23 protein-coding genes, 1 tRNA gene and 1 riboswitch are annotated in these 24571 nt (G+C 69.3%); of the genes, 7 read left to right on the top strand and 17 right to left on the bottom strand.

All coding sequences use genetic code 11. From position 1 onward, the window contains the following. Positions 1-209: 209 nt before the first annotated feature. Positions 210-1106: a hypothetical protein gene (locus JOF29_RS18490; RefSeq protein WP_209695418.1), complete on the top strand. Its 897-nt coding sequence runs from the start codon at positions 210-212 to the stop codon at positions 1104-1106. On the opposite strand, the gene uvrA is transcribed toward JOF29_RS18490, so the two are convergent. Further along, positions 1107-4172, bottom strand: a complete 3066-nt coding sequence (uvrA, locus tag JOF29_RS18485; RefSeq protein ID WP_209695417.1) for an excinuclease ABC subunit UvrA — start codon at positions 4170-4172, stop codon at positions 1107-1109. It abuts the gene before it with no gap. Positions 4173-4386: 214 nt separating this feature from the next. On the opposite strand from uvrA, the gene JOF29_RS18480 reads away from it, so the two are divergent. Both JOF29_RS18480 and JOF29_RS18475 read left to right on the top strand, forming a co-directional pair. After that, positions 4387-5046 carry an MBL fold metallo-hydrolase gene (locus tag JOF29_RS18480; protein ID WP_209695416.1) on the top strand — a complete coding sequence of 220 codons (660 nt, stop codon included), beginning with the start codon at positions 4387-4389 and terminating at the stop codon, positions 5044-5046. A gap of 120 nt (positions 5047-5166) precedes the next feature. Further along, positions 5167-5700, top strand: a complete 534-nt coding sequence (locus JOF29_RS18475; protein ID WP_209695415.1) for a GNAT family N-acetyltransferase — start codon at positions 5167-5169, stop codon at positions 5698-5700. Here the strand turns inward: JOF29_RS18475 and JOF29_RS18470 are convergent. Then, the gene (locus tag JOF29_RS18470) at positions 5690-6391 is read right to left on the bottom strand and encodes a S1C family serine protease (protein ID WP_307863443.1); all 702 of its coding nucleotides are present in this window, start codon (positions 6389-6391) and stop codon (positions 5690-5692) included. The two genes, JOF29_RS18475 and JOF29_RS18470, sit on opposite strands and share 11 nt — an antisense overlap. Before the next feature lie 350 nt (positions 6392-6741). Between JOF29_RS18470 and JOF29_RS18465 the strand changes: the two genes are divergently transcribed. Beyond that, positions 6742-7293, top strand: coding sequence for a TetR/AcrR family transcriptional regulator (locus tag JOF29_RS18465; protein WP_209695414.1), 552 nt, complete (start codon positions 6742-6744; stop codon positions 7291-7293). An 83-nt stretch (positions 7294-7376) separates the two neighbouring features. Then, a complete protein-coding gene (locus tag JOF29_RS18460; RefSeq protein WP_209695413.1) occupies positions 7377-9551 on the top strand; it encodes an MMPL family transporter in 2175 nt (724 codons plus the stop codon). On the opposite strand, the gene JOF29_RS18455 is transcribed toward JOF29_RS18460, so the two are convergent. From JOF29_RS18455 to dop, 13 genes are all read right to left on the bottom strand, one after another. Then, positions 9459-10367, bottom strand: a complete 909-nt coding sequence (locus tag JOF29_RS18455) for a group I intron-associated PD-(D/E)XK endonuclease (RefSeq protein WP_209695412.1) — start codon at positions 10365-10367, stop codon at positions 9459-9461. The genes JOF29_RS18460 and JOF29_RS18455 overlap by 93 nt on opposite strands. Positions 10368-10416: 49 nt before the next feature. Further along, a tRNA-Pro gene (locus JOF29_RS18450) sits at positions 10417-10490 on the bottom strand. 71 nt (positions 10491-10561) lie between these two features. Next, positions 10562-11929 (bottom strand): ribosome biogenesis GTPase Der, encoded by a 1368-nt coding sequence (der, locus tag JOF29_RS18445; RefSeq protein WP_209695411.1) that lies wholly within the window; start codon positions 11927-11929, stop codon positions 10562-10564. After that, the gene (locus JOF29_RS18440) at positions 11922-12650 is read right to left on the bottom strand and encodes a lysophospholipid acyltransferase family protein (RefSeq protein ID WP_209695410.1); all 729 of its coding nucleotides are present in this window, start codon (positions 12648-12650) and stop codon (positions 11922-11924) included. The genes der and JOF29_RS18440 overlap by 8 nt, the downstream gene beginning before the upstream one ends. After that, positions 12647-13321, bottom strand: coding sequence for a (d)CMP kinase (cmk, locus tag JOF29_RS18435; protein WP_209695409.1), 675 nt, complete (start codon positions 13319-13321; stop codon positions 12647-12649). The genes JOF29_RS18440 and cmk overlap by 4 nt, the downstream gene beginning before the upstream one ends. Positions 13322-13351: 30 nt before the next feature. Then, positions 13352-14416, bottom strand: coding sequence for a prephenate dehydrogenase (locus tag JOF29_RS18430; protein ID WP_209695408.1), 1065 nt, complete (start codon positions 14414-14416; stop codon positions 13352-13354). Beyond that, positions 14413-14781, bottom strand: coding sequence for a chorismate mutase (gene aroH / locus JOF29_RS18425; protein ID WP_184832232.1), 369 nt, complete (start codon positions 14779-14781; stop codon positions 14413-14415). The genes JOF29_RS18430 and aroH overlap by 4 nt, the downstream gene beginning before the upstream one ends. Before the next feature lie 30 nt (positions 14782-14811). Beyond that, on the bottom strand, positions 14812-15672 hold the full coding sequence (locus tag JOF29_RS18420) for a bifunctional 5,10-methylenetetrahydrofolate dehydrogenase/5,10-methenyltetrahydrofolate cyclohydrolase (RefSeq protein ID WP_209695407.1): 861 nt from the start codon (positions 15670-15672) through the stop codon (positions 14812-14814). A 19-nt stretch (positions 15673-15691) separates the two neighbouring features. Further along, positions 15692-15777, bottom strand: a riboswitch (ZMP/ZTP riboswitch). Positions 15778-16367: 590 nt separating this feature from the next. Beyond that, positions 16368-17093: an NUDIX hydrolase gene (locus tag JOF29_RS45385; protein ID WP_209695406.1), complete on the bottom strand. Its 726-nt coding sequence runs from the start codon at positions 17091-17093 to the stop codon at positions 16368-16370. Beyond that, a complete protein-coding gene (gene prcA / locus JOF29_RS18410; RefSeq protein WP_245357651.1) occupies positions 17090-18061 on the bottom strand; it encodes a proteasome subunit alpha in 972 nt (323 codons plus the stop codon). Before prcA ends, JOF29_RS45385 begins: the two co-directional genes overlap by 4 nt. Before the next feature lie 37 nt (positions 18062-18098). Next, positions 18099-18941 carry a proteasome subunit beta gene (gene prcB / locus JOF29_RS18405; RefSeq protein ID WP_209695405.1) on the bottom strand — a complete coding sequence of 281 codons (843 nt, stop codon included), beginning with the start codon at positions 18939-18941 and terminating at the stop codon, positions 18099-18101. Between the two features lie 8 nt (positions 18942-18949). After that, positions 18950-19159, bottom strand: coding sequence for a ubiquitin-like protein Pup (locus JOF29_RS18400; RefSeq protein WP_130448384.1), 210 nt, complete (start codon positions 19157-19159; stop codon positions 18950-18952). 57 nt (positions 19160-19216) lie between these two features. Next, on the bottom strand, positions 19217-20737 hold the full coding sequence (dop, locus tag JOF29_RS18395; protein ID WP_209695404.1) for a depupylase/deamidase Dop: 1521 nt from the start codon (positions 20735-20737) through the stop codon (positions 19217-19219). 73 nt (positions 20738-20810) lie between these two features. On the opposite strand from dop, the gene JOF29_RS18390 reads away from it, so the two are divergent. Together JOF29_RS18390 and JOF29_RS18385 are read left to right on the top strand one after the other, a co-directional pair. Next, positions 20811-21317, top strand: a complete 507-nt coding sequence (locus tag JOF29_RS18390) for an NUDIX hydrolase (protein WP_209695403.1) — start codon at positions 20811-20813, stop codon at positions 21315-21317. Further along, complete coding sequence (locus tag JOF29_RS18385) at positions 21314-22054, top strand: phosphotransferase (protein ID WP_209695402.1); 741 nt, start codon at positions 21314-21316, stop codon at positions 22052-22054. The genes JOF29_RS18390 and JOF29_RS18385 overlap by 4 nt, the downstream gene beginning before the upstream one ends. A gap of 202 nt (positions 22055-22256) precedes the next feature. Here the strand turns inward: JOF29_RS18385 and JOF29_RS18380 are convergent, their stop codons facing one another. Together JOF29_RS18380 and arc are read right to left on the bottom strand one after the other, a co-directional pair. After that, positions 22257-22607, bottom strand: coding sequence for a hypothetical protein (locus tag JOF29_RS18380; protein ID WP_209695401.1), 351 nt, complete (start codon positions 22605-22607; stop codon positions 22257-22259). Between the two features lie 142 nt (positions 22608-22749). Beyond that, positions 22750-24495, bottom strand: a complete 1746-nt coding sequence (gene arc / locus JOF29_RS18375) for a proteasome ATPase (protein WP_209695400.1) — start codon at positions 24493-24495, stop codon at positions 22750-22752. Positions 24496-24571: the final 76 nt, after the last annotated feature.

Raw genomic sequence — 24571 nt, 5'->3', positions numbered from 1 at the left:
TCGAAGTAGTTGAACGCTAGTCACCCAGTCAAACGACCGGATCGCCCGGATGGTTCACCGGGTCCGGATTCAACCGCAGTTTGAAGGTTCGCTGTGAATCAGCTGGGAGTCGCTGCCCAGCGTCGACCGGCAGGACACTAGGGTTTCCTCCGGTGACCGGACCCGCCGCTACCGGGCCCGGCACACTGTGGTGGTGGGAGAGGCATGACATGACTGGTACGACGAACGACTCGACCGTCCTGAAGGCGATCGCGGACCTGGCGCCGCTGTGGATGCCGGGATGCGTCGTGGACACCGCTGACCGCACGGTCGAGGTCGGCTGGGGCCGTGGAGCGCTGCAGATGTCTGCGGTCGTCGGGCTGGGCGAGATCATCGAGCGTTGTCTCCAGTTGCCGCAGCAGTTGTGGGCCGACCAGATCGAGGCGTGGCTGCGGGCAGTGGTGGCGGAGGGCGAGCTGGCCACCGAGGAACATCGCTTCGGCGATGTCGCGGGCCGGCAGCGCGCGATGCTGCTGCAACGCGGCTGGTCCGCGCGGACGGCCGGCCCGGTCGCGGACGCGCTGATTCCGTTCGGCGACCACTTCGAGGTCGTGGTGTTCATCGGCACCGGGAACGACTACCGCCGGCTGACCGTCGTACGGCGGTCCATGCTCGGGCTCGGTGATCCCGACGTACCGTCACCCGTGCAGCTGACCCTGGGCCAGATCGCCAATCTGCGACCGGTCGAGCACGACGGCTTCTCCGTGATCGCCCGCGACGACGACCCGCTGGTGTCGATGGCGATCGTCGACCGGGAGAAGCTCATGCCACTGGCAGCCGTCGGGATGGGCCTGCTGGTCGGCGTACCACGACTGAGCAGGGTCGCGTTCGCTGCCGCGGACGCCGGGCAGGAAGTGGCGGACCGGTTGGCGCAGTATGTTGCCGACACGTACCGGGGAGCGGCCGATCAGTGCAGCCCGGACCTCTACTGGCTGCAGGGTGACCGGATGGTGCAGGTACCGGTCACCCTTGCGGCGCCGCCGACGGTCGTATTGCCGGCAGCGCTGCTGCCGACACCACGCCGTACCTGGCTGTGGCATCTGTGGCAGCAGCTCTTCCGCCACTGACTACCCGGCGGCCCGCTTCCGGGCTGCCGCCTTCTTCGCAGGTGCCGCCTTCTTGGCAGCCACCGTCTTCGCAGGTGCCGTCGTCGCAGGTGCCGTCTTCGCGGCTGCCTTCTTGGCGACGGCCTTCTTGGCGGCGGTCTTCTTCGCCGCGGTCTTCTTGGCCGGTACCCTCGTGGCCGGGAGGGGCTCGGCTGCTGCCCTCTTCGCGCTCGGCTTCGCGGCGCGGCCCTTCAGGATCTCGGCGAGGAACTGGCCGGTGTACGACGCCGGGTTGGCGGCGACCTCCTCAGGCGTGCCTTCGGCGACCAGGGTGCCGCCGCGGCGGCCGCCGTCCGGGCCGAGGTCGATCAGCCAGTCGGCGGTCTTGATCACATCGAGGTTGTGCTCGATCACCAGCACCGAGTTGCCCTTGTCCACCAGGCCGTTCAGCACGCCGAGCAGTTTGCTGATGTCCTCGAAGTGCAGACCCGTGGTCGGCTCGTCCAGCACGTACACCGTGCGGCCGGTCGAACGCCGCTGCAGCTCCGACGCCAGCTTCACGCGCTGCGCCTCACCACCGGACAGCGTCGGCGCCGGCTGCCCGAGCCGGACGTACCCGAGGCCCACCTCGACCAGCGTCTTGAGGTGCCGCGAGATCGCCGGGATCGCCTGGAAGAACTCCGACGCCTCCTCGATCGGCATGTCCAGCACGTCGGCGACCGTCTTGCTCTTGTAGTGCACCTCGAGCGTCTCGCGGTTGTACCGCGCGCCGTGGCACACCTCGCACGGGACGTACACGTCCGGCAGGAAGTTCATCTCGATCTTCAGCGTGCCGTCCCCCGAGCACGCCTCGCAGCGGCCGCCCTTCACGTTGAACGAGAAGCGGCCCTGCTGGTACCCGCGGACCTTCGCCTCCGGCGTCTCCGCGAACAGCTTCCGGACGTGGTCCCAGACCCCCGTGTACGTCGCCGGGTTCGACCGCGGCGTACGGCCGATCGGTGACTGGTCGACGTGGATCACCTTGTCCACCAGCTCCATGCCGGAGATCTTCGTGTGCCGCCCGGGCACCGCGCGGGCGCCGTAGATCTGCCGGGCCAGCGACGTGTAGAGGATGTCGTTGACGAGCGTCGACTTGCCGGAGCCGGACACCCCGGTGACCGCGACGAACACCCCGAGCGGGATGGTCACGTCGAGATCCCTGAGGTTGTTCTGCCGGGCGCCGTACACGGTCAGCTCGCGGCCCTCGGTCAGCGGCCGCCGGACCGCCGGGATCGGGATCTCCCGGCGCCCGGAAATGTACTGACCGGTGATCGAGTCCGGGTGGTTGCGCAGGTCCTCGACCGTGCCGGACACGACCACCTGACCGCCGTGCTCGCCGGCGCCCGGGCCGATGTCGACGACCCAGTCGGCATGGTCGATGGTGTCCTCGTCGTGCTCGACGACGATCAGGGTGTTGCCGAGCTCCTTGAGCCGGACCAGGGTGTCGATCAGCCGCCGGTTGTCCCGCTGGTGCAGGCCGATCGACGGCTCGTCCAGCACGTACAGCACCCCGACCAGGCCGGACCCGATCTGCGTCGCGAGCCGGATCCGCTGCGCCTCGCCGCCGGACAGCGAACCCGCCGGCCGGCTCAGCGCCAGGTAGTCCAGGCCGACGTCGAGCAGGAACCGCAGCCGCTCGCCGATCTCCTTCACCACCCGCTCCGCGATCTGCTTCTCCCGCGGGGAAAGCTCCATCTGCGAAAGGAAGCCGTGCACCTCGTCGATCGACATCGCGCTGATCTCCGCGATGTTCTTCCCGCCGAGCGTGACCGCCAGCGAGATCGGCTTCAGCCGCGCGCCGTTGCAGGCCAGGCACGGCACCTCGCGCATGTACTCCTCGAAGCGCTCCCGCCCGGTGTCGCTGGACGCCTCCGCGTGCCGGCGCTCGACGTACGGGATCACGCCCTCGAAGCTGGTGTAGTATGACCGCTCGCGGCCGTAGCGGTTCTGGTACGAGACGTGGACCTGCTTGTCGTGACCGGTCAGCAGCGCCTTCTTCGCCTTCGCCGGCAACTCCCCGAACGGCGTACTGGTCTTGACCTTCAGGTCCCGCGCCAGCGCCTCGAGCAGGCGCTCGAAGTACTGCGTGACGTTCTGCCCCGACCACGGCTGGATCGCGCCCTCGTCGAGCGATTTCGACGGATCCGGCACCAGCAGCTCCGGGTCCACCTCCATCCGCGTCCCGAGGCCGACGCAGACCGGGCAGGCGCCGTACGGCGAGTTGAACGAGAACGACCGCGGCTCCAGCTCGTCGATCGCGAGCGGATGATCGTTAGGGCAGGCGAGCTTCTCGGAGAACCGGCGCTCGCGGTGCGGGTCGTCCTCCGGGAGGTCGACGAAGTCCAGCACGACCAGGCCGCCGGCCAGGCCGAGCGCGGTCTCGACCGAGTCGGTCAGCCGCTGCTTCGCCGAGCGCTTCACCGCGAGCCGGTCGACGACCACGTCGATGCTGTGCTTCTTCTGCTTGTCGAGCTTCGGCGGCTCGGTCAGCTGGATCGTCTCGCCGTCGACCCGCGCCCGCGAGAAGCCCTGGCCGGTGAGCTGCCGGAAGAGGTCGACGTACTCCCCCTTGCGGCCGCGGACCACCGGGGCGAGCACCTGGAACCGGGTGCCCTCGTCGAGCTCGAGCACCCGGTCGACGATCTGCTGCGGGGTCTGCCGCGCGATCGGCTCGCCGCACTCGGGGCAGTGCGGGCGGCCGGCCCGGGCGAACAGCAGCCGGAGGTAGTCGTACACCTCGGTGATCGTGCCGACCGTGGAGCGCGGGTTCCGCGAGGTGGACTTCTGGTCGATCGAGACCGCCGGGGACAGACCCTCGATGAAGTCGACGTCCGGCTTGTCCATCTGGCCGAGGAACTGCCGTGCGTACGCCGAGAGCGACTCGACGTAGCGCCGCTGGCCCTCGGCGAAGATCGTGTCGAAGGCCAGGCTGGACTTCCCGGAGCCGCTCAGGCCGGTGAAGACGATCATGGCGTCCCGCGGCAGGTCGACCGAGACGTCCTTCAGGTTGTGCTCACGCGCTCCGCGCACGATCAGACGGTCAGACACAAGCTCACTCTCAGCCGTTCTCGAGGGTTTCCGGACGGTTCTCCGGCATGCCCGGTCATGCTAACGAGGCCCACCGACAAAAACTTCCGCCGCCGGATGCGCTGCCTGATCCGGCGACTGCTTCGAAAGTATATTCGATCGTCGGCCGTGCTCGATCCAACCCGGCCGGAGGTGCAAGGATCTGCGGTGTCACCGAGTTTCAGGGAGAGGCGAGATGTCCGAGTACCACGGAAACGTCAAGGTCGGCGGACCGGCGCAGACCCACGAGCTGGCCAAGCTGATGATCACCAAGGTCGCCGTCGGGCCGATGGACAACAACGCCTACCTGCTGCGCTGCCGGCAGACCGACGAGCAGGTCCTGATCGACGCCGCGAACGAGGCGGACACCCTGCTCCGCCTGATCGGCGAGGCGGGCCTGGCGCGGGTCATCACCACGCACCGCCACCAGGACCACTGGGAGGCGCTGGCCGAGGTCGTCGCCCGTACCGGCGCCACCACGGTCGCCGGCCGCCACGACGCCGAGGGCATCCCGGTCCCGACCGACCAGCTCGTCGACGACGGCGACCACATCGCCGTCGGCCGGTGCAGCCTGCGCGTGATCCATCTGGTCGGCCACACCCCCGGCTCGATCGCCCTGGTGTACGACGACCCGGACGGCGCACCGCACCTGTTCACCGGCGACTCCCTGTTCCCCGGTGGCGTCGGCAACACCCAGGGCGACAAGGCCCGCTTCACGTCGCTCATCGACGACGTGGAGACCAAGGTCTTCGGCACCCTCCCCGACGAAACCTGGGTCTACCCCGGCCACGGTTCCGACACCACCCTCGGCACCGAACGCCCCAACGTCGCCGAATGGCGCGAGCGCGGCTGGTAGCCGTGTTCGAGAACCACGGCTGGGCCACGCTCCACGACTCCTACCTGTCACCGCACGTCGGGGTCTTGGTGGACGACCGCCAGCGCGCTCGTCCACCGGGCTGATCCTAGGGTGGCGGGTATGAGCGGATTTGCGGAGTATCGGCCGGGGGCCGGGCGGCAGGTGGTCGACGTTGTGGTGCGGGCGGCGGTGGACGCGGATCTGACCCGGTGTGCCGAGTTGATCGTGTCGCGGACCGGTGGGCCGGTGGACGTACGGCGGGCGCGGCTGGTCGCGGACCTGGAGCGTCCGGACCGGTACACCGTGGTCGCCGAGATCGACGGTGAGGTCGTCGGGTACGCCCTGGTGCTCCGGCACCAGATCTCCCCCACCGACCCACCCAACACGGCCCCCGGCGGGTACTACCTGATCGGGCTGATCGTCGCGCCCGAGCACCGGCGGCACGGGATCGGGGAGCTGCTCACCCAGGAGCGGATCCGCTGGACCGCGGAGCGCGCGGACGAGGTCTACTACTTCGCCAACGTCGCGAACGGCGCAACCCTCGACCTCCACCTGAGCTTCGGGTTCACCGAGGTGACCCGCGACTTCAGCTTCCCGAACGCTCCACTCAAGCCTGGTACCTGCGTACTCCTCCGGGCCCCGATCAGTCGGTGAGCTCCGCGGGATAGGCGATCACGTCGACCAGCGCGTTGTTCCGGATCGCCGTCAGTTCGGTACGCCGCGCGATCGCGTCCTCGAACAACTGCCGCTGCAACGACTGCGCATCCCGCAGCGGTACGCCGTTCACCGCCAGCACCAGGTCACCCTGCCGAAGTCCCGCGGCGGCGGCCGGGCTGGCCGGGATCACCTCGACCACCCGCAGCGCGGTGCGCTGGGCGAAGCGCTCGGCCAATGCCGGATGCAACGGCGCCGGCGTACTCACCAGACCGAGGTACGCCCGGCGCACCCGGCCGTCGTGGAGCAGCGAGTAGATGATCCGGCGGGTCGTCGGGTTCATCGGGACCGCGAGGCCGAGCCCGATCCCGGCGACCGCGGTGTTGATGCCGATCACCCGGCCGTTGCCGTCGGCAAGGGCGCCGCCGGAGTTGCCCGGGTTCAGCGCGGCGTCGGTCTGGATGACGTCCTCGATGATCCGGTTGCCGGCACCGCTGCGGACCGGCAACGACCGGCCGAGCGCGCTCACCACGCCCGCGGTCACGCTGCCCGCCAGACCCAGCGGGTTGCCCACCGCGACGACCAGGTTCCCGACCTTGAGGTGGTCCGCGTCGCCGTACTCCGGCGGATCCGGGACGTCCCGGTCGGCCCGCAGTACGGCGAGATCCGACAGCCGGTCGATGCCGACCACCCGGGCCCTGCGCCGTCGTACCGTCCGCGAACTCCGCCGACGCCTCGGTGCCGCCGCCGACCACGTGGGCGTTGGTGAGCAGGTGGCCGTCGCCGGTCAGCACCACCGCGGAGCCGGACGAGTCGCCGCGCCGGCTGTGGATCCGCAGGCTCGCGACCCGCGGGATCAGGTGTTCGGCCACCCCCGAGACCACTCGGGAGTAAGCGTCCAGCACATCGTCTTCAGGCATCCGCCTCGCCTCCTGAATTACAGGATTACACCGCAAGCAAATCGAGGCCATGGCGTGAACCGGGACACAATCCTGACCGATCGGTTGAAAACTGGCCGATCGGTCAGTCAAGCTGCATGACATGGCAGTTACCACCCCAGCCCGGGAGCGGACCAGGCGCGAGATCGTGCGTCAGGCGATGGACCTGTTCCAGGCGGCCGGCTACAACGCGACGTCACTGCAGGACATCGCCACCGCGGCCGGCTGCTCGAAGGCGACGGTGCTGTACCACTTCAGCGGCAAGCCCGCCGTCCTCGCCGCCGTCCTCGAACCCGCCGCCGCGGACGTGGCCGCGCTGGTCGAGCAGCTGGCGGAAGTCCGCCGGTCCGAGGCGCAGGAGTTCGCGATCCGGCGCTTCACCGACCTGGCGGTCCAGCACCGCGGGGTGATGGACGTGATCCAGGACGTCATCCCGGTGATCGAGAACGTGCCGGAGATCGCCGGCCTGGTCGCCGACGGCATCCAGCTCACCGAGTACCTCGCCGGCTCCGACGACCCGCTCGACCGCGACCTCGCCAAGTTCGCCGTAAACGGCCTGCTCGGCGAGTGCCGCTACCCGGGCGAACGCACCGACGACGAACTCCGAAGACTCTGCGACACCGCCCTGCGGAGACTCCTCCTCCGCCGCGCCTGACGCCCTACCCCGACTCTCCCGCCGCCGCGGGGTGATCACTTCTGCCCGTACGCCGTACCGACCTGAAACGGACGCACCTCCCGATGGCCAATCTGCTCTACCGGCTCGGCCGGTTCTCGTACCAGCGCCGGCGCCTGGTCGCCGCGCTGTGGGCGCTGTTCCTCGTGGTGCTGGGTGTCGGTGCCCTGACCCTGGGCGGCAAGACCGCGAACACGTTCTCGATCCCCGGCACCGAGTCGCAGCGCGCGCTCGACGCCCTCAAGCACGAACTGCCGGCCGCCAGCGGCGCGTCCGCGACGATCGTCGTGAAAGCGCCGGCGGGCAAGACGCTCGCCGACCCGATCGTGAAGGCCGCGGTCGGCACCACCGTCGCCAAGGCCGCGAAGGTCCCCGAGGTGGTCGCCGCGATCGACCCGTTCACCAGCAAGGCGATCAGTCCGGACGGCACGACAGGGCTGATCAGCGTCCAGTTCGACAAGCCGGCCGACCAGCTGTCGCACGAGAGCAGCGACGGGTACGACGGACTCAGCGCGCTGAGCACGGGCGACCTCCAGGTGGTGCCAGGTGGCCAGATCAAGCCCGGCGTCCCGGAGATCGGTGCGACCGAGGTGATCGGCGTCGCGGTCGCGGCCGTCGTACTGGTCGTCACGTTCGGGTCGCTGGTCGCCGCCGGGATGACGCTGGTGACGGCGCTGCTCGGCGTACTGGCCGGGATGGCCGGGCTGTTCGTCGTGACCGCGTTCACCGACGTGTCCTCGACGGCGCCGATCCTGGCGTTGATGCTCGGGCTCGCGGTGGGCATCGATTACTCGCTGTTCATCAGCTCACGGCACCGGTCGCAGCTGGGTGAGGGCATGGATCCGGAGGAGTCGGTCGCGCGGGCGACGGCGACGGCCGGGTCAGCGGTGCTGTTCGCCGGGGCGACCGTGGTGATCGCGTTGGCCGGGCTGTCGGTGGTCGGCGTACCGTTCCTGACCGCGATGGGACTGGCCGCGGCGGCGACGGTGCTGACCGCCGTACTGGTCGCGCTGACGTTGCTGCCGGCGCTGCTCGGCTTCGTCGGAAACCGGGTACTGCCGCGCAAGTTGCGCAAGTCGCCGACCGCGGCTGCACCCGTCGAGGGCTTCGGATTCCGTTGGGGACGTCTCGTCACTCGCCTCCGGGTACCAATTGTTGCCGTCGGCATCATCGGACTCGGGCTGCTTGCGATCCCGGCGAAGAACATGCAGCTCGCGTTGCCGGACGGCGCGTCGGCGGCCGCCGGTACGAACCAGCGGGTCGCGTACGACCTCACCGCGGCGGCCTTCGGGCCGGGCGCGAACGGGCCGCTCGTGGTCGTTGTGAAGAGCAACGATGCGGCGACGTCCGAAGCCGTCGTACAGCAGGTGCTCGCCAAGGCGCAGGGGCTGCCCGACGTGGTCGCGGCACAGCCGGCCGCGGCCAGCGCGGACCACACGACGAGGCTGCTGCAGGTGATCCCGAAGAGCGGGCCGGCCAGCTCGGAGACTGCCGATCTGGTGAAGAACCTGCGATCGGCGGTGCACCCGCTCACCACGAGTGGCGCCGAGATCTCCGTCACCGGCAACACCGCGGTCGGGGTCGACGTGTCGAACAAGCTGTCCAACGCGTTGCCGACGTACCTGTTCGTCGTGATCGGGTTGTCGTTCCTGCTGCTCCTGCTGGCGTTCCGGTCCGTGCTGGTGCCGTTGAAGGCGACGCTCGGGTTCGTCCTGACGATCGGGGCGACGTTCGGGATCACGGTCGCGGTCTTCCAGGAGGGGCACCTGGCGAAGCTGGTCGGCGTCGACTCCCCCGGCCCGCTGGTGAGCTTCCTGCCGATCATCATGATGGGCATCCTGTTCGGGCTGGCGATGGACTACGAGGTCTTCATCGTGTCCCGCGTCCGCGAGGAGTTCGTGCACGGCCGGCACGCGAACGACGCCACCGTCCAGGGCCTCGGCCACGGCGCCCGCGTCGTCACCGCCGCCGCTCTGATCATGGCCTCGGTCTTCGCCGGCTTCATCCTCGTCCACGACCCGATCATCAAGGCGATCGGCTTCGGCCTCACGATCGGCGTCCTCATCGACGCCTTCGTGGTCCGGATGACCCTCGTCCCCGCCATCCTCAGCCTCCTCGGCGACCGCGCCTGGTGGTTCCCGAAGTGGCTAGACCGCCTGACTCCCCGCGTAGACATCGAAGGCGAAAACCTTCGGGTCGACGAGACCCCGCGAACCGACGAACTCGCAGGCGTACGCTGACACCCGCCGCGGGGCGTCAGTGCCTGCTGACGCCCCGTCACGAACCAGCCCCGACGCATCGGCAACTCGGTACGACGCGTAGGTGTCTACATAGATGCGAATTCGCCCCGCCAGCACCCCGCTCGGGATCAGGTACATGCTTCCGTTACCGAGGACGATGAAGAACAGGTCAATGTCGTCCGGGTCGTACGGCATCTTGGTCGCCGACTTGTCCAGCACGTACGGACGGCGCCCGATCCCGACTTCCCAATGGCCACCGCGGCCCGGTCGCTCCGAGCTCTTGACCTGAACACGCTGGATGCCGTTCTTCGTGGTCACCAAGAGGTCGTACACCTCCGGCTCCATCGGTAGCGCGACAGCGCAGCCATGGAGTGTGAACCAGGCCGTCGCCAGCGCCGGAGCGGCAGCCCGCAGCATCTCCGGGCGCACAGGCAGCATGTGCAGCTCGTCAGCCGGGCGCGACGGCTGGGACGGCCGGAGACTCGTGCAGTCCAGACCCAGCCGAACGGCGTGCCCCTTGATGCGGACCCGGGACTCCTTGCCATCGCTGACTCCAAGCCCGGCGATCACATCCGACCAGCAGGTGGCGTCACGCATCACCTCACGCAGCTTCCGGTCGGACCACTGTCGTTGACCCGTGAAGTGCGGTGTATCCAGGGCAAGCCGCTCAGCGTGCTTCTTGAGCGCTCGTACGGTGCCCGCCGACGTGCCTTTCAAGCCGAGGGCCCGAGCAACGCCGCGCCACGAATGATTGTCTTCGACCGCTCGGCGCAGGTCGTCGTCGTCCCAGGTTCGCCGATCTCCCGATGTCGTCATGGGGGAAACCTAAAGAGGGGCACCGACAATTTCGGTGCCCCTCATCAAGTCGGGCTGACAGGATTTGAACCTGCGGTCTTCTGGCCCCCAGCCAGACGCGTTACCAAGCTACGCCACAGCCCGAATGGTCCGCCCGAACAGCCGACCGGGGTAAACCCTACAGCATTCGGTGGGGTGGTTCTTACTGGGTTGGGTCAGCGTTTCTTGTTCTTTTGGCGGGCTCGGATTTGGACGTGGATGGGGCTGCCGACGAAGCCGAAGTCCTCGCGGAGGCGGCGTTCGATGAAGCGTTGGTAGGACGCCTCGATCTGGCCGGAGGTGAAGATCGCGAAGGTCGGGGGCATCGTGGTGGCCTGGGTGCCGAACAGGATCTTCGGCTGCTTGCCGGAGCGCACCGGGTGCGGGTGGGCGGCCACCAGGCGGCCGAGGAACGCGTTCAGCTGGCCGGTGGGGACGCGGGTCTGCCAGCCTTCGAGGGCGGCTTCGATGGCCGGGACGAGCTTGTCCATGTGCCAGCCGGTGAGGGCACTGACGTTCACCCGCGGCGCCCAGCGGAACTGCACCAGGTCGCGGTCGATCTCGCGCTCCAGGTAGTAGCGCCGCTCGTCGTCCATCAGGTCCCACTTGTTGTACGCGATCACCAGCGCCTTGCCGGCCTCCTCGACCGCGTTCATGATCCGCAGGTCCTGCTCGGTGATCGACTCCGACGAGTCGATCACCACCACCACGACCTCGGCCCGATCGATCGCCGCGTTGGTCCGCAGCGACGCGTAGTACTCGTGACCTTGGACGTTCTTCACCTTGCGCCGGATGCCGGCCGTGTCGATGAACCGGTACTCCGTGCCGCTCAGCGTGATCAGCTCGTCGACCGGGTCCACCGTCGTACCGGCGACGTCGCTGACGACGACCCGGTCCTCCTTGGCGACCTTGTTCAGCAGCGAGGACTTGCCGACGTTCGGCTTGCCGACGATCGCCACCCGGCGCGGACCGCCGGGCGCCTCGTCGCGCTCCGCCGGCGCGTCGGGCAGGGCGGCCAGGATCGCGTCCAGCATGTCACCGGTCCCGCGGCCGTGCATGGCCGAGATCGGGAACGGTTCGCCGATGCCGAGCGCCCAGAGGTTCATCGCCTCGGACTCGATCCGCTGGTCGTCGACCTTGTTGGCGGCCAGTACGACGGGCTTCCCGGACTTGCGCAGCACCCGGACGACGGCCTCGTCGGCGTCCGTGATGCCGACCACCGCGTCGACCACGAACAGCACCGCGTCGGCCGCGTTGATCGCGACCTCCGCCTGCGCCGCGACCAGCGCGGCCATCCCGACCGCGTCCGGGTCCCAGCCGCCGGTGTCGACGACCGTGAACTCGCGGCCGGCCCAGTTGGCGTCGTACGACACCCGGTCCCGGGTGACGCCCGGGGTGTCCTCCACGACCGCCTCGCGGCGGCCGATGATGCGGTTGACCAGCGTGGACTTGCCCACGTTCGGCCGGCCGACGATCGCGAGCACGGGGACCGGTCCCGTGTCGTCACGGTCGTGCGTCGGTAGTTCGGTGGGCAGGTCAGTCATGGGGGTCCCTCTGGTCTCGCCAGCCCGGAAGCGGGTGGCCGGTTTCTTCGACGGCCGCCTTCACGTGGGCGCGCAGCACGTCACCGATCTGGTCGGCGACCGCCTGTACGTCGGAATGTCTCCTGGGAAAGGGTACGCGCTCGACCGAGAAGGGCTCGCCGTACACCACGTCGATCCGGCTTCCGGTCGGCGGATGACGCTCCACGCCGCCGTCCGGCAACCGCGTACCCATCAGCGCCACCGGCAGGATCGGCGCGCCGGTGACCATCGCCAGGTACGCCACCCCGAGCCGGATCCGGCCGAAGTCGCCCGGCCCGCGGGTGCCCTCCGGGTAGACGTTCAGCACCCGGCCGTCCCGCAGGACCTGGATCGACCGGCGGACGGCGAGCATGTCGTACGCCGACCGGTCGACCGGGATCTGCCCGACCCGGCGCAGGAACGCGCCCTGGAAACCGCCGAACACCTCGATCTTCCCGAGCTGGTGCAGCATCCTCGGAGCGACCGCCCCGAGCAGCGGCGCGTCCAGCAGGCTCAGGTGGTTAGGCGTCATCAGCAGCGGACCGGTCAGCGGGAACCGGTCCTGGTGGTGGATGGTCAGGTGGTACTTGCGGAAGAAGTACGGCTTGGCCAGCGTCCGCATCGGCAGCGCCAAGCGGTACGGCAGCGCCGGCAGATCGTCGGTACGGGGCAGGTCCTTGTGCCCGGTGACCTCCGCCGTCATAGCTCCCGACCTTGAGCGGAGGTCTCTTTTGCGAGTCGGCTGATCACGTCGATGACCTCCTCAAGGGTCAGGTCGGTGGAGTCGATGGTGACCGCGCCGTCGGAGGCGACCTGGAACTCCGACACGGTCGAGTCGTCGGCGTCCCGGCGGACGATCTGGTCCCGCAACTGGTCCGCGGTCAACGAGCTGACCTCGGCGCCGCGGCGTGCCATCCGGGCGTCCTGGTCGGCGGTCAGCAGCACCTTCAGCTCGGCGTCGGTCGCGACCACGGTGGCGATGTCGCGGCCCTCGACGACGATCCCGCCGGTCTCCTGGGCGTCGTCGATGATCGCCCGCTGGCGCCGGATCAGCTCGTGGCGGACGTCCAGGTTGGTCGCGATCTTCGACACCACCTCGCTGATCCCGGGCTCCCGGATCGCGGCCGTGATGTCTGTCCCGTCGGCGACCACGAACTGCCGGCCCGGGTCGGTGCTGACCTCCAGCTCCAGGTCCCGCGCACGCTGCGCGACCGCCGCCGTGTCGTCCAGGTCCAGCCCGCGCTCGACCGCCGACCAGGTCACCGCGCGGTACGTCGCACCGGTGTCCAGGTACCGCAGTCCGAGCCGGGTGGCCACTCCGCGGGCGGTACTCGACTTACCGGAGCCGCTCGGCCCGTCCACAGCGATGATCATGCCCGAAGATTACCGTCGCACGGGGACAGTTCAGGTGTGGACTACCCACCCGCGGTCAGTCAGTACGTCGACCAGCTGGTCCACGGTGCCGGGTTTGACCGAGAGTTCGACTTCACCGACCGGGCGGCCGGGGCTGTGGTCGATGCGGAGGTCCTCGACGTTGGCGCCGGACTCGGCGGCGTCGGCGAACAGCTTCGCCAGCTGGCCGGGGCGGTCCGGGATCGTGACCAGGACCGTCACCAGGTCGATGTGCGGGGCGCCGTGCTTGCCCGGCACCCGGATCGCGCCGGACACCCCCTGGCCGAGGATCGCGGTCAGCTCCTCACCGGCCTCTTCCTTGCCAAGGGCAACGAGCAGCCGGTCGAGCTCGCCGCGGATCTGCTCCAGCAGGCCGGTCAGAGCGGTCGAGTTCGCGGACACGATCTGGGTCCACAGTCTCGGGTCGCCGGCCGCGATCCGGGTGACGTCGCGGACGCCCTGGCCGGACAGTTCGAGGTGCGAGGACGGGGCGTCGGCCAGCGTCCCGGCCGCGAGCGCGGACATCAGGTGCGGCAGGTGCGAGACGCGCGCGACACCGAGGTCGTGGTCCGCGACGGACATCTCGACCGTCCGGGCACCACAGGCCTCGGCGAGCCGCCGTACCAGATCGACGGCCTCCGGATCGCTGGTGTCGTGCGGGGTGATCGCCCAGGTCGCACCGTCGAACAGGTCGGCGCGCGCGGCCAGCGGGCCGTTGCGTTCGGAGCCGGCCATCGGGTGGCTTCCGACGTACCGGCTGACGTCCTGCACCAGGCTGCGCGCGTCCGCGAGCGGCTTGCTCTTCACGCTCGCCGCGTCCGTCACCACAGCGCTGGTTTGCGCAAGCTGCTCGGCGACGACGGCTCCGACGTGGTCCGGCGGTACGGCGACCACGACGAGCTGCGGCTCGATCTGCACCAGCCGCGAACCGGCCCCGATCCGCTCGGCCATCAGCGCGTTGTCCGGGTTCCCGTCGACGAGCTCCACGACCACGCCCAGCCGGGCCAGCGCCAGCCCGATCGACGTCCCGATCAACCCGGTCCCCACGATCCGGACCGGGCCTGTCAGTCCACTCACTGGGCGCCGGTCAGGTCCGGGCGGAGAGCTACCGCGCCGTGCAGGTACACGTGCTGGATCTTGTCCCGCGAGCGCGGCGTCTCGGTGTGCAGCATCAGCCGGACGACGCGCGGCAGTGCGTGCGGCACCGGGATCTCCTGCATGCACATCAGCGGTACGTCGGTCAGCCCGATCTGCCGGCCGGCGACCGCCGGAAACTCCGATCGGAGGTCCGACGTGACGGTGAACAGGATGCTGATCAGATCCTCGTTCTCCAGATCGTTCGCCTCCAGGACCGCCTTCACCAGCTCCGCGGACCGCTCGAGCAGGTGCTCGCGCTCGTCCACGTCCAGCTGGGTGGCGCCCCGGATCGCGCGTACCGCCACGTCTCTCCTCCTAGTTCGTCTCCCCCAACCCTAGTTCAGAGCAGTCAGAGAGTGGACAGCCGTCTCAGCGGCGTCGACAGTCTGCTCCAGCAGCAGCGCGAGCGTCATCGGGCCGACACCGCCCGGGACCGGCGTGATCAGCCGTGCGACCTCGACCGCCTCGGCGAAGTGCACGTCGCCGACGTTGCCCTCGTTGTACCCGGCGTCGACGACCACCGCGCCCGGCTTCAGCCAGTCGCCGCGAACGAAGTTCGGCTTGCCGACCGCGGCGATCACCACGTCGGCGGTCCGCACCAGATCCTTGAGATCCCGGGTCCGGGAGTGCGCGTAGGTGACGGTCGCGTTCGATGCCAGCAGCAACATGCCGGCCGGCTTCCCGAGGATCGGGCTGCGGCCGATCACCACCGCATGCGCACCCTCCAGCGGTACGTCGTACGCCGCCAGCAACCGCAGGATCCCACCGGGCGTGGCCGAGCGGAATCCGGGGCTGTCGAACGCCGTCGCCGCGAACGACCGCATCGTGACGCCGTCCACGTCCTTGGCCGGGTCGATCGCCTCGAACGCGGCCCGCTCGTCGATCTGCGCCGGCACCGGGTGCTGCAGCAGGATCCCGTGTACCGACGGGTCCTCGGACAGCTTCGTGATCTCCGCGACCAGCTCTTCCGTGGTCGTCGAGGCCGGCAGGACGACGCTCCGGGACGCGATGCCGGCCTTCTTCGACCGGTTCTGCTTCATCCGCACGTACGTCGCCGACGCCGGGTCGTCACCCACCAGCACGGTCGCCAGACACGGCTGCACGCCGTACTTCTCCTGCAGGGCACTCGCCCGCTCCGCCGCCGTGGCCACCATGCCGGCGGCGAGGTCGGTACCGATCATCAGCTCAGCACTCATGCGCGCACTCCTCAGAGTTCGAAGGTGCCCAGGCGCGCGGCGAAGCCGGATGGCAGACCGTTCCCCGGTGGTTCGTCCACCTCAACGCCAGTCGCGGTCCGGCTCCAGGATATCCCGTCAGAGGTCCCGCGACAGCCCGACTCCGAGGGCCTCCGCCACAGCCGGTCGGGGGTCGGCGATCGGGGGTCGGGGGTCTGCGGTCGGGGGTCGGCGGTCGGGACCGGACACAAGGAACGGTGCCTGCGGACCTGGCATTGCAGGTCTCCTCGCACGGTTTCCTGTCTCCACCCATGGGCACGGCGCGTTGCTGGACCGTATCCGGCGGGCCAGTGGAGGCTTCGTGATCCCGTCCCGGCAAGCCCTTCCGTCAACCGCAGCCCTGCGCGCGGCGGAGGACCTCGGCGCAGGCAGGGACCGCACGTCCGCCGAGTTGCTGCCGAGGGCGGCCCGCTCGTCGAACGGCGAGGGTTCGCCAGCCCGCCGCCGCGCGCCCCGCGCACATACCCACTCAGCTGGAGGGTTGCCCATTCAGATTTTCACTGGGCAACCCTCCACGTGAATGGGCAACCCTCCACGTGAGGGGGCAACCCTCCACGTGAGGGGGCAACCCTCCACGTGAGGGGGCAACCCTCCACGTGAGGGGGCAACCCTCCACGTGAGGGGGCAACCCTCCACGTGAGGGGGCAACCCGATCGTCAGAGGAGGCCGGCGTGGTCCAGGGCCAGGTAGGCGGCGTCGATGCCGGTCATCGCGCCGGGGTTGCGGAGCTCCGCGCGGAAGGCGTCGACGGTCAGCTCGACCGGTACGCAGTCCTCGGCCTCGTCCAGCTGCTGCTTGCCGTCGGGGCGGCAGCCGCGGGCAATTGCGACGTACTTGCGGAACGTCGAGGACGCGCCGGACCACTGCCAGCCGACCACGTCGAGTGTCTCGCAGGTGTAGCCGGTCTCTTCCTCGAGCTCCCGCGCGCCCGCCACGGCGACGTCCTCGCCAGGCTCGACGAGACCGCCGGGAAGGTTCGTGACCACGCTGTCCGGTCCGGCCCGGAACATCCGGATCGTCACGATCCGCCCCTCCGGCGTCAACGGCAGCACCGTCACGCCGGCGTTGATCCCGGCCTCGCGGCCGAACACGTCCCACTCGACCTCGCGCCCGTCGGGCATCCGGTACCGCCGCAGCCGGACGGACAGGAACCGCTCGAACCCCAGCTCCTCCCCCAACAACTCCCACGGCGCCGGATCCGCCGGCACCGCCGCCGACGCGCGACCGGACGCCGGGTCGATCGACGCCACCCCCGACGCGCGGCTGGACGCCGCGCCCCCAGCCTGCGCCGCGCTCGATGCGGACGACCCCGCGGACGACCCCACAGACGACTCAGCCGCCACGTTTTCGGTGGCAGCTGAGTCCTCGATCCGGTCCGTCACAGCGGACGGTTGCCGTCGGGGTCTTCTGGCGGGGCGACCGGTACGTCGCCATCGTCGGAAGGCGGAGCAACCGGAGTCTCGGTGGACCCGGCGTCCTCGGTCTTCGCCGAAGACTCCCCGGCCGTGGCCGCGCCGTCCGCGCCGCTCCCGCCGCCAGAGCCCGCGTCGTCGGAGCCTCCGCCGTCGGAGCCCTCGTCGTCGGAGCCTCCGCCGTCGGAGCCCTCGTCGTCGGAGCCTCCGCCGTCGGAGCCCTCGTCGTCGGTTGCCGGGTGGGACTCCGACAGAATGCGTTCGAGCGTCTGCTCGGAGATTCGCTTGAACTTGCGCACCTGTGACCGGGTCCGGTCCAGGACCGCGACCTCGAGCTGGTCCGGGGTCAGCTGCCGGACCTCGGTGCCGTCGTGGCCGAGGGCGTCGACCGCGAGCCGGAGCGCACCGGCCAGCGAGATGCCCTCCTGGAAATGCTCGCCGATGTACTCCGCGACCGTGTCGGCCGGGCCGCCCATCACGGCGTACCCCTGGACGTCGGCGATCGAGCCGTCGTACGTGAGCCGGTAGATCTGGTCGTCGCTCACATTCGCGCCGACCTCGGCGACCAGGATCTCCACCTCGAGCGGCTTCTCACCGCCGGAGGAGAAGATCGCACCGAGGGTCTGCGCGTACGCGTTCGCGAGCGCGCGCCCGGTGACATCACGCCGGTCGTACGAGTACCCGCGCATGTCGGCCAGCCGGACGCCGGCAATCCGCAGGTTCTCGAACTCGTTGTACCGGCCGACGGCGGCGAAGGCCATCCGGTCGTAGATCTCGGCCACCTTGTGCAGCGCGGGCGAGCGGTTCTCCGCGACGAACAGGATGCCGTCGGCATATTGCAGCGCGATCGCGCTGCGGCCCTTGGCGATGCCCTTCCGGGCGAAATCGGCCCGGTCCCGCATCAGCTGCTCGGGCGAGACGTAGAACGGAACGCTCATCGAAGGTGTCGTCCTCTAATCAGTCGAAGGGCAGGTGTCAGGTGAGGGACGCCGTGGCCGGGCCGTCGGGGCGCTCGTGCCGCTGGTGCCAGACGGCGTCGACGAGCGCCGCCACCTCGTCCTCGGGCAGCCGCCGGTAACCGGCCGCGGTGACCACACCGACCACCGGGAAGATCCGCCGTAGCATGTCCGGTCCGCCGGTCGCCGAGTCGTCGTCGGCCGCGTCGATCAGGGACTGGATCGTCACCGTCACGCAGTCGGTCTCGGACAGGTCCGCGCGGTACAGCTTCTTCAGCGCGCCGCGGGCGAACAGCGAGCCCGAGCCGACGCTGTAGAAGTGGGTCTCCTCGTACCGCCCGCCGGTCGGGTCGTAGGAGAAGATCCGGCCGCCCTCGAGGTCCACGTCGTACCCGGCGAACAGCGGCACCACGGTGAGGCCCTGCATCGCCATCGGCAGGTTGCCGCGGATCAGCGCGCTCAGCCGGTTCGCCTTGCCGTCCAGGCTCAGCGTGGCGCCCTCGAGCTTCTCGTAGTGCTCCAGCTCGACCTGGAACAACCGGACCATCTCGATCCCGAAACCGGCCGAGCCGGCGAAGGCGACCACCGAGTACTCGTCGGCCGGGAACACCTTCTCGATGTCACGCTGGGCGATGATGTTGCCCATCGTGGCCCGCCGGTCGCCGGCCATCACGACACCACCCGGGAAGGTGGCGGCGACGATCGTCGTACCGTGCGGGACTTCGCTGGACAGGTCGCCCTGCCCGAGCGACCGCCGTCCGGGCAACAGGTCGGGCGCGTGCCCGGCCAGGAAGTCCATGAACGACGAGCCACCCGGGGTCAGGAAGGCTTCCGGCAGCCGGCCGGAGGCATCAGAAGTCATCGAGCGGTTCACTCCCCACCCTTTTGCACGAATCCGCGGACGAACTCCTCGGCGTTCTCCTCGAGAACCTCGTCGATCTCGTCCAGGATCGAGTCGACGTCCTCGTCGAGCCGTTCTTTCCGCTCCTGGACGTCCTCGGACGCCTCGACCTGCTCGACCTCTTCCTCGGTCGACGAACGCTTCGGCTGCTTGTGCTGCTGACCGCCGTCCTTCGCCATCTGGCCACCTCCTAGAACCGCTGGGAAGGCCGCCCAAATCGACCTTCACTAGCGACCCTACCCGGCCGCACCCCCAGTAATGGTGCGAACCAGGTCACTGGCGGTGTCGCATTGGTCAAGAAGTGCTCCGACATGCGCCTTGGTACCGCGCAGCGGGTCCAGCGTCGGGATCCGCTGCAGCGATTCCTTGCCCGGCAGATCGAAGATCACCGAGTCCCAGGAGGCGGCCGCGACCTGCGGCGCGTACTGCTGCATGCAGCGGCCGCGGAAGTACGCCCGGGTGTCGGTCGGCGGGTGCGCGACCGCCATCCGGATCTCCTCGTCGGTGACGATCCGCTGCATCCGCCCGGACTTCACCAACTTGTAATAGAGCCCCTTGTCCGGGCGCAGGTCGGCGTACTGCAGGTCGACCAGGTGCAGCTTCGGGTCGTCCCAGTCCAGCCCGTCGCGGTCGCGGTACGACTGGAGCAGCTTGTACTTCGCCACCCAGTCGAGCTGGTCCGACAACTTCATCGGGTCCAGCGCCAACTGGTCGAGGAGCTGCTCCCAGCGGTGCAGCACGTCCTTGGTCTGCCGGTCGGCGTCGTCGCCGTACTTGTCCTCGACGTACTTCCGCGCCTGCTCCAGGTACTCCGTCTGCAGCTGGACGGCGGTGATCTTGCGGCCGTCCTTCAGGGTCAGGAGGTGCGTGCAGGTCGGGTCGTGGCTGACCTCGTGCAGGGCGGTCACCGGGCGGTCGACGCCGAGGTCGTCGGTCAGCCAGCCGTCCTCGATCATCGCCAGCACCAGCGACGTGGTGCCGACCTTCAGGTACGACGAGATCTCGGACAGGTTCGCGTCGCCGATGATGACGTGCAGGCGGCGGTAGCGGTCCGGGTTCGCGTGCGGCTCGTCGCGGGTGTTGATGATCGGCCGCTTCAGCGTGGTCTCCAGCCCGACCTCGACCTCGAAGTAGTCCGCGCGCTGGCTGATCTGGAAACCGTGCGTGGCGCCGTCCTGGCCGATCCCGACCCGGCCGGCGCCGGTGACCACCTGACGGCTCACGAAGAACGGCGTCAGGTGACGGACGATCGACGCGAACGGCGTGGACCGGCGCATCAGGTAGTTCTCGTGGGCACCGTACGACGCGCCCTTGTTGTCGACGTTGTTCTTGTAGAGGTTCAGCTGCGGCGCACCGGGGATCAGCCGGGCCTGCCGCGCGCCCTCCATGATCACCAGCTCGCCGGCCTTGTCCCAGACCACCGCGTCCCGCGGGTTCGTCGTCTCGGGCGCCGAGTACTCCGGGTGGGCGTGGTCGACGTACAGCCGGGCGCCGTTGGTGAGGATCACGTTCGCCAGGCCGGTCTCCTCGTCGGTGAGCTGGCTGGAGTCCGCCACCTCCCGGCTGAGGTCGAAGCCGCGCGCGTCCCGTAGTGGGTGCTCCTCGTCGAAGTCCCACCGGGTCTTGCGCGCGAGCGGCTGCGTCTGGGCGTAGCCGTTCACCACCTGGCTCGAGGTCAGCATCGGGTTCGCCCCGGGCTGGCCCGGCACCGAGATCCCGAACTCGGTCTCGGTACCCATGATCCGCCGAACACTCATGGACTTGAGCCTACGCGGTACCGGCGACGAAAGTGTTTGCTGTGTCCACAGGGTTACGTGTGAGACTGCCCGGATGAACGGCTCGACGGACGAACTGGTGGCGCTGCTGGACGACGGCAACCAGGTGATCGGGGCGGCGCCGCGGTCCGTCATGCGTCGCGACAACCTGCGGCACTCGGCGACCGGCGTACTCGTCCGAAATCCGGCCGGTGACATCTACGTGCACCGGCGGACGCCGACCAAGGACGTCTACCCGAGCCGCTACGACTTCGCCGCGGGCGGCGTGGTGGCGGCGGGCGAGGACCCGTTCGATGCCGTCGTACGGGAGCTCGAGGAGGAGCTCGGGATCGCGGGCGTGGAGCTGAAGCGGCTGCCGGAGGGCGACTACGCGGACGAGAACACGCGGTACCACGCGTACCTGTACACCTGCGTCTGGGACGGTCCGGTGCGGCATCAGCCGGAGGAGGTCGCGTGGGGCGCGTGGATGTCGCCGGCCGAGCTGGTGACCAAGTTCGACGAGTGGGCGTTCATGCCGGACAGCGTCGGGCTGCTGGGTGCGTACGTCCGGAGCCTGGTATGACGATCCTCGAAGGGTGGGACAGCCGCGCCTGGATCGACGGCCCGTGGATCCATCGCGCGCCGCGTCGCCCGGAGGTCCGGCCCCGGTTGCTCGCCGAGGTCACGCTTCTCCCCTGGCTCGGCCCGCAGTTGCCCCTTCCGGTACCGGTACCCGAGCGGACAGCAGACGGTGTACGGCATCTGACGCTTCCCGGTGAACCGCTGGCGGACGGGGACGTGGAAATAGGACGGGCGCTGGGCGCCTTCCTGAAGGCTTTGCACGGCGTCGACCCGGTGGAGGCCGTGGCGTACGGCGCACTCGACGCAGCGACCGCCACAGCCGCGAAGACGGCCGAGCTGGCGGAGTTCCGGTCGCAGATCGTGCCGCTGCTCCCGGCCGAGGTCCACGACCGGGCCGCGCAGCTGCTCGACCGCGTCGCAGAGGTCCGGACCTCCTTGATCCACTGCGACTTCGGACCGGAGCACATCCTCACGGCCGACGGCCGGATCACCGGCATCATCGACTGGACCGACGCTGTCATCGGCGACCCCGCGCTGGACCTCTGCTGGCCGCTCAACGGCGCGCCGGAAGCAGTGCGCGCAGGCGTCCTCGAGACCTACCGGCCTGCCCCGGATCTGGTCGAGCGCTCCAAGGACTGGGCCCGCCTATCCCCCTGGTACGGCGTCCACCGCGGCCTCCGGCTCCACCTGGCCGACGAGGTCGCGAGCGGGCTGCGCGAGATCCGGAGCCAGCTCTGATGCGACCATCCGGCCCGCGTCCGATCACTAGCTGATGTGAAGCTCATCCCGACTGACGATACGGAGCCGTCGACGGCTACGGGAGGATCAGCGAGCGACCAGGAGCTGTGGGGATCGCCTACACGGAGGTCCGGGCGTTCACCGCTGGGCAGAACCTGACGACGGAGGTCCGCGCCTTCGGCGCCCAGGGCAAGCAGCTCGGCTAGCGCCTCCGGGCGAGGATACGGGCGTAGTTGATGCCGACCAGGCCGGCCCAGCAGATCAGTACGCCGAACTTGCCCATCATGCCGGCGGCGATCGCGGTGATCGGGATCGCGGCGACGATCGAGATGATCGCCAGCGCCAGCCCGCCCGGGTCGGTCTCGCGGCTCGGAGCCTTGGCCACCGGCCGGCCCGGCACCGGCTCGGGCAGCAGTCCCGCACGGCGGTGCAGGTCGCGCTGGTCCAGCTTGTCCAGGAAGCCGTCGATGATCTCGGCCTCGTACTCCGAGCCGAGCTCCTGCCGCGCCGCCACCGCTGCCCGCAGGTCCTTGCGCAGATCGTCCGTCGCCATAGCAGCACGCTACGACCGCCGGAGCAGTCCTCCAATGGGGGAAACCCCCCGATCGCACCGGGGGTTAGCTCCACCCCCCACCAGGGACGACGACACCGCCCCCGCACCGAAACGGTGCGAGGGCGGTCGGTCGTACGGCGTGTTACAGGTACTGCCCGGTGTTGGTCGCGGTGTCGATCGACCGGCCGGGCTCGGTGCCCTGCTTGCCGGAGATGAGCGTCCGGATGTAGACGATCCGCTCGCCCTTCTTGCCGGAGATCCGGGCCCAGTCGTCCGGGTTCGTCGTGTTCGGCAGGTCCTCGTTCTCCTTGAACTCGTCCACGCAGGCCTGCAGCAGGTGCTGCACCCGCAGGCCCTTCTGGTTCTCGTCCAGGAACGCCTTGATCGCCATCTTCTTCGCCCGGTCGACGATGTTCTGGATCATCGCGCCCGAGTTGAAGTCCTTGAAGTACAGGACCTCCTTGTCACCGTTCGCGTAGGTGACCTCGAGGAACCGGTTCTCGTCGGCCTCGGTGTACATCCGCTCGACGGTGCGCTGGATCATGCCGTCCACGCACGCCTGCCGGTCGCCACCGAACTCGCCGAGGTCGTCGACGTGCAGCGGCAGTCCGCTGGTCAGGTACTTCGAGAAGATGTCCCGCGCCGCCTCCGCGTCGGGGCGCTCGATCTTGATCTTCACGTCCAGCCGGCCCGGCCGCAGGATCGCCGGGTCGATCATGTCCTCACGGTTGGACGCGCCGATGACCAGGACGTTCTCCAGGCCCTCGACACCGTCGATCTCGCTCAGCAACTGCGGGACGATGGTGTTCTCGACGTCCGAGGAGACACCCGAACCGCGGGTCCGGAACAGCGAGTCCATCTCGTCGAAGAACACGATCACCGGCATGCCCTCGGAGGCCTTCTCCCGAGCGCGCTGGAAGACCAGGCGGATGTGCCGCTCGGTCTCGCCGACGTACTTGTTCAGCAGCTCGGGGCCCTTGATGTTGAGGAAGAACGACTTCTGCCCGGCGGCGCCGGTCTTCTCCGCAACCTTCTTGGCCAGCGAGTTCGCCACGGCCTTGGCGATCAGCGTCTTGCCGCAGCCGGGCGGACCGTACAGCAGCACACCCTTCGGCGGCTTGAGCTCGTGCTCGAGGAACAGGTCCTTGTGCAGGTACGGCAGCTCGACCGCGTCCCGGATCGCCTCGATCTGGCCGGACAGGCCACCGATCTGGGTGTAGTCGATGTCCGGGACCTCTTCGAGGATCAGCTCCTCGACCTCGGACTTCGGGATCTTCTCGTAGACATACCCGGAGCGCGGCTCCAGCAGCAGCGAGTCGCCGGCCCGGAGCGGTACGTCCATCAGCGGCGACGCGAGCCGCACCACCCGTTCCTCGTCTGCCTGCGCGATCACCAGCGCCCGCTCACCGTCGGCGAGCAGCTCCTTCAGCATCACCACGTCGCCGACGACCTCGAACTCGCAGGCCTCGACGACGTTGAGCGCCTCGTTCAGCATCAGTTCCTGGCCGAGCCGGAGCTCGTCCAGCTCCACCGACGGGCTCGCCGCGACCCGGAGTTTCCGGCCGCCGGTGAACACGTCGAGCGTGTCGTCTTCGTTCCGTCCGAGGAAGGTGCCGAATCCGGACGGCGGTTGCGCCAGCCGGTCGACTTCCTCCTTCAGGGCGATGATCTTCTCTCGCGCCTCCCGCAGCGTGTCCGCCAGCCGCTCGTTCTGAGCGGTGACACTCGCCAAGGAGGCCTGGGTTTCGGACAGCCTGCTCTCGAGCGACCGGCTGTCAGCCGGGTGCTCGAGCAGCCGACGTCGCAACGCCGCGACTTCGGCTTCCAGGTACCGGACCTGGTTACGCAGTTCTGCCGCGGTAGGACTCTCGTCTCCAGCCACGATCATCACCTCACCATGTGGGGCTCGACCCTATGGACCTTACCCAGAAAACCTCGACGGGCAAGCTGAATCCCATCACGTG

Origin of the sequence: Kribbella aluminosa, from assembly GCF_017876295.1 — a bacterium.
Classification (GTDB): domain Bacteria; phylum Actinomycetota; class Actinomycetes; order Propionibacteriales; family Kribbellaceae; genus Kribbella; species Kribbella aluminosa.
This window is presented reverse-complemented; position numbering and strand designations above follow the sequence as displayed.

What these genes read in the sequence shown, in the direction of transcription:
- JOF29_RS18490 (WP_209695418.1), top strand. Translation starts at nt 210, where the DNA reads ATGACTGGTACGACGAACGACTCGACCGTCCTGAAGGCGATCGCGGAC.
- JOF29_RS18480 (WP_209695416.1), top strand. Translation starts at nt 4,387, where the DNA reads ATGTCCGAGTACCACGGAAACGTCAAGGTCGGCGGACCGGCGCAGACC.
- JOF29_RS18475 (WP_209695415.1), top strand. Translation starts at nt 5,167, where the DNA reads ATGAGCGGATTTGCGGAGTATCGGCCGGGGGCCGGGCGGCAGGTGGTC.
- JOF29_RS18465 (WP_209695414.1), top strand. Translation starts at nt 6,742, where the DNA reads ATGGCAGTTACCACCCCAGCCCGGGAGCGGACCAGGCGCGAGATCGTG.
- JOF29_RS18460 (WP_209695413.1), top strand. Translation starts at nt 7,377, where the DNA reads ATGGCCAATCTGCTCTACCGGCTCGGCCGGTTCTCGTACCAGCGCCGG.
- JOF29_RS18455 (WP_209695412.1), bottom strand. Translation starts at nt 10,367, where the DNA reads ATGACGACATCGGGAGATCGGCGAACCTGGGACGACGACGACCTGCGC.
- der (WP_209695411.1), bottom strand. Translation starts at nt 11,929, where the DNA reads ATGACTGACCTGCCCACCGAACTACCGACGCACGACCGTGACGACACG.
- JOF29_RS18440 (WP_209695410.1), bottom strand. Translation starts at nt 12,650, where the DNA reads ATGACGGCGGAGGTCACCGGGCACAAGGACCTGCCCCGTACCGACGAT.
- cmk (WP_209695409.1), bottom strand. Translation starts at nt 13,321, where the DNA reads ATGATCATCGCTGTGGACGGGCCGAGCGGCTCCGGTAAGTCGAGTACC.
- JOF29_RS18420 (WP_209695407.1), bottom strand. Translation starts at nt 15,672, where the DNA reads ATGAGTGCTGAGCTGATGATCGGTACCGACCTCGCCGCCGGCATGGTG.
- prcA (WP_245357651.1), bottom strand. Translation starts at nt 18,061, where the DNA reads ATGAGCGTTCCGTTCTACGTCTCGCCCGAGCAGCTGATGCGGGACCGG.
- prcB (WP_209695405.1), bottom strand. Translation starts at nt 18,941, where the DNA reads ATGACTTCTGATGCCTCCGGCCGGCTGCCGGAAGCCTTCCTGACCCCG.
- JOF29_RS18400 (WP_130448384.1), bottom strand. Translation starts at nt 19,159, where the DNA reads ATGGCGAAGGACGGCGGTCAGCAGCACAAGCAGCCGAAGCGTTCGTCG.
- dop (WP_209695404.1), bottom strand. Translation starts at nt 20,737, where the DNA reads ATGAGTGTTCGGCGGATCATGGGTACCGAGACCGAGTTCGGGATCTCG.
- JOF29_RS18390 (WP_209695403.1), top strand. Translation starts at nt 20,811, where the DNA reads ATGAACGGCTCGACGGACGAACTGGTGGCGCTGCTGGACGACGGCAAC.
- JOF29_RS18385 (WP_209695402.1), top strand. Translation starts at nt 21,314, where the DNA reads ATGACGATCCTCGAAGGGTGGGACAGCCGCGCCTGGATCGACGGCCCG.
- JOF29_RS18380 (WP_209695401.1), bottom strand. Translation starts at nt 22,607, where the DNA reads ATGGCGACGGACGATCTGCGCAAGGACCTGCGGGCAGCGGTGGCGGCG.
- arc (WP_209695400.1), bottom strand. Translation starts at nt 24,495, where the DNA reads ATGATCGTGGCTGGAGACGAGAGTCCTACCGCGGCAGAACTGCGTAAC.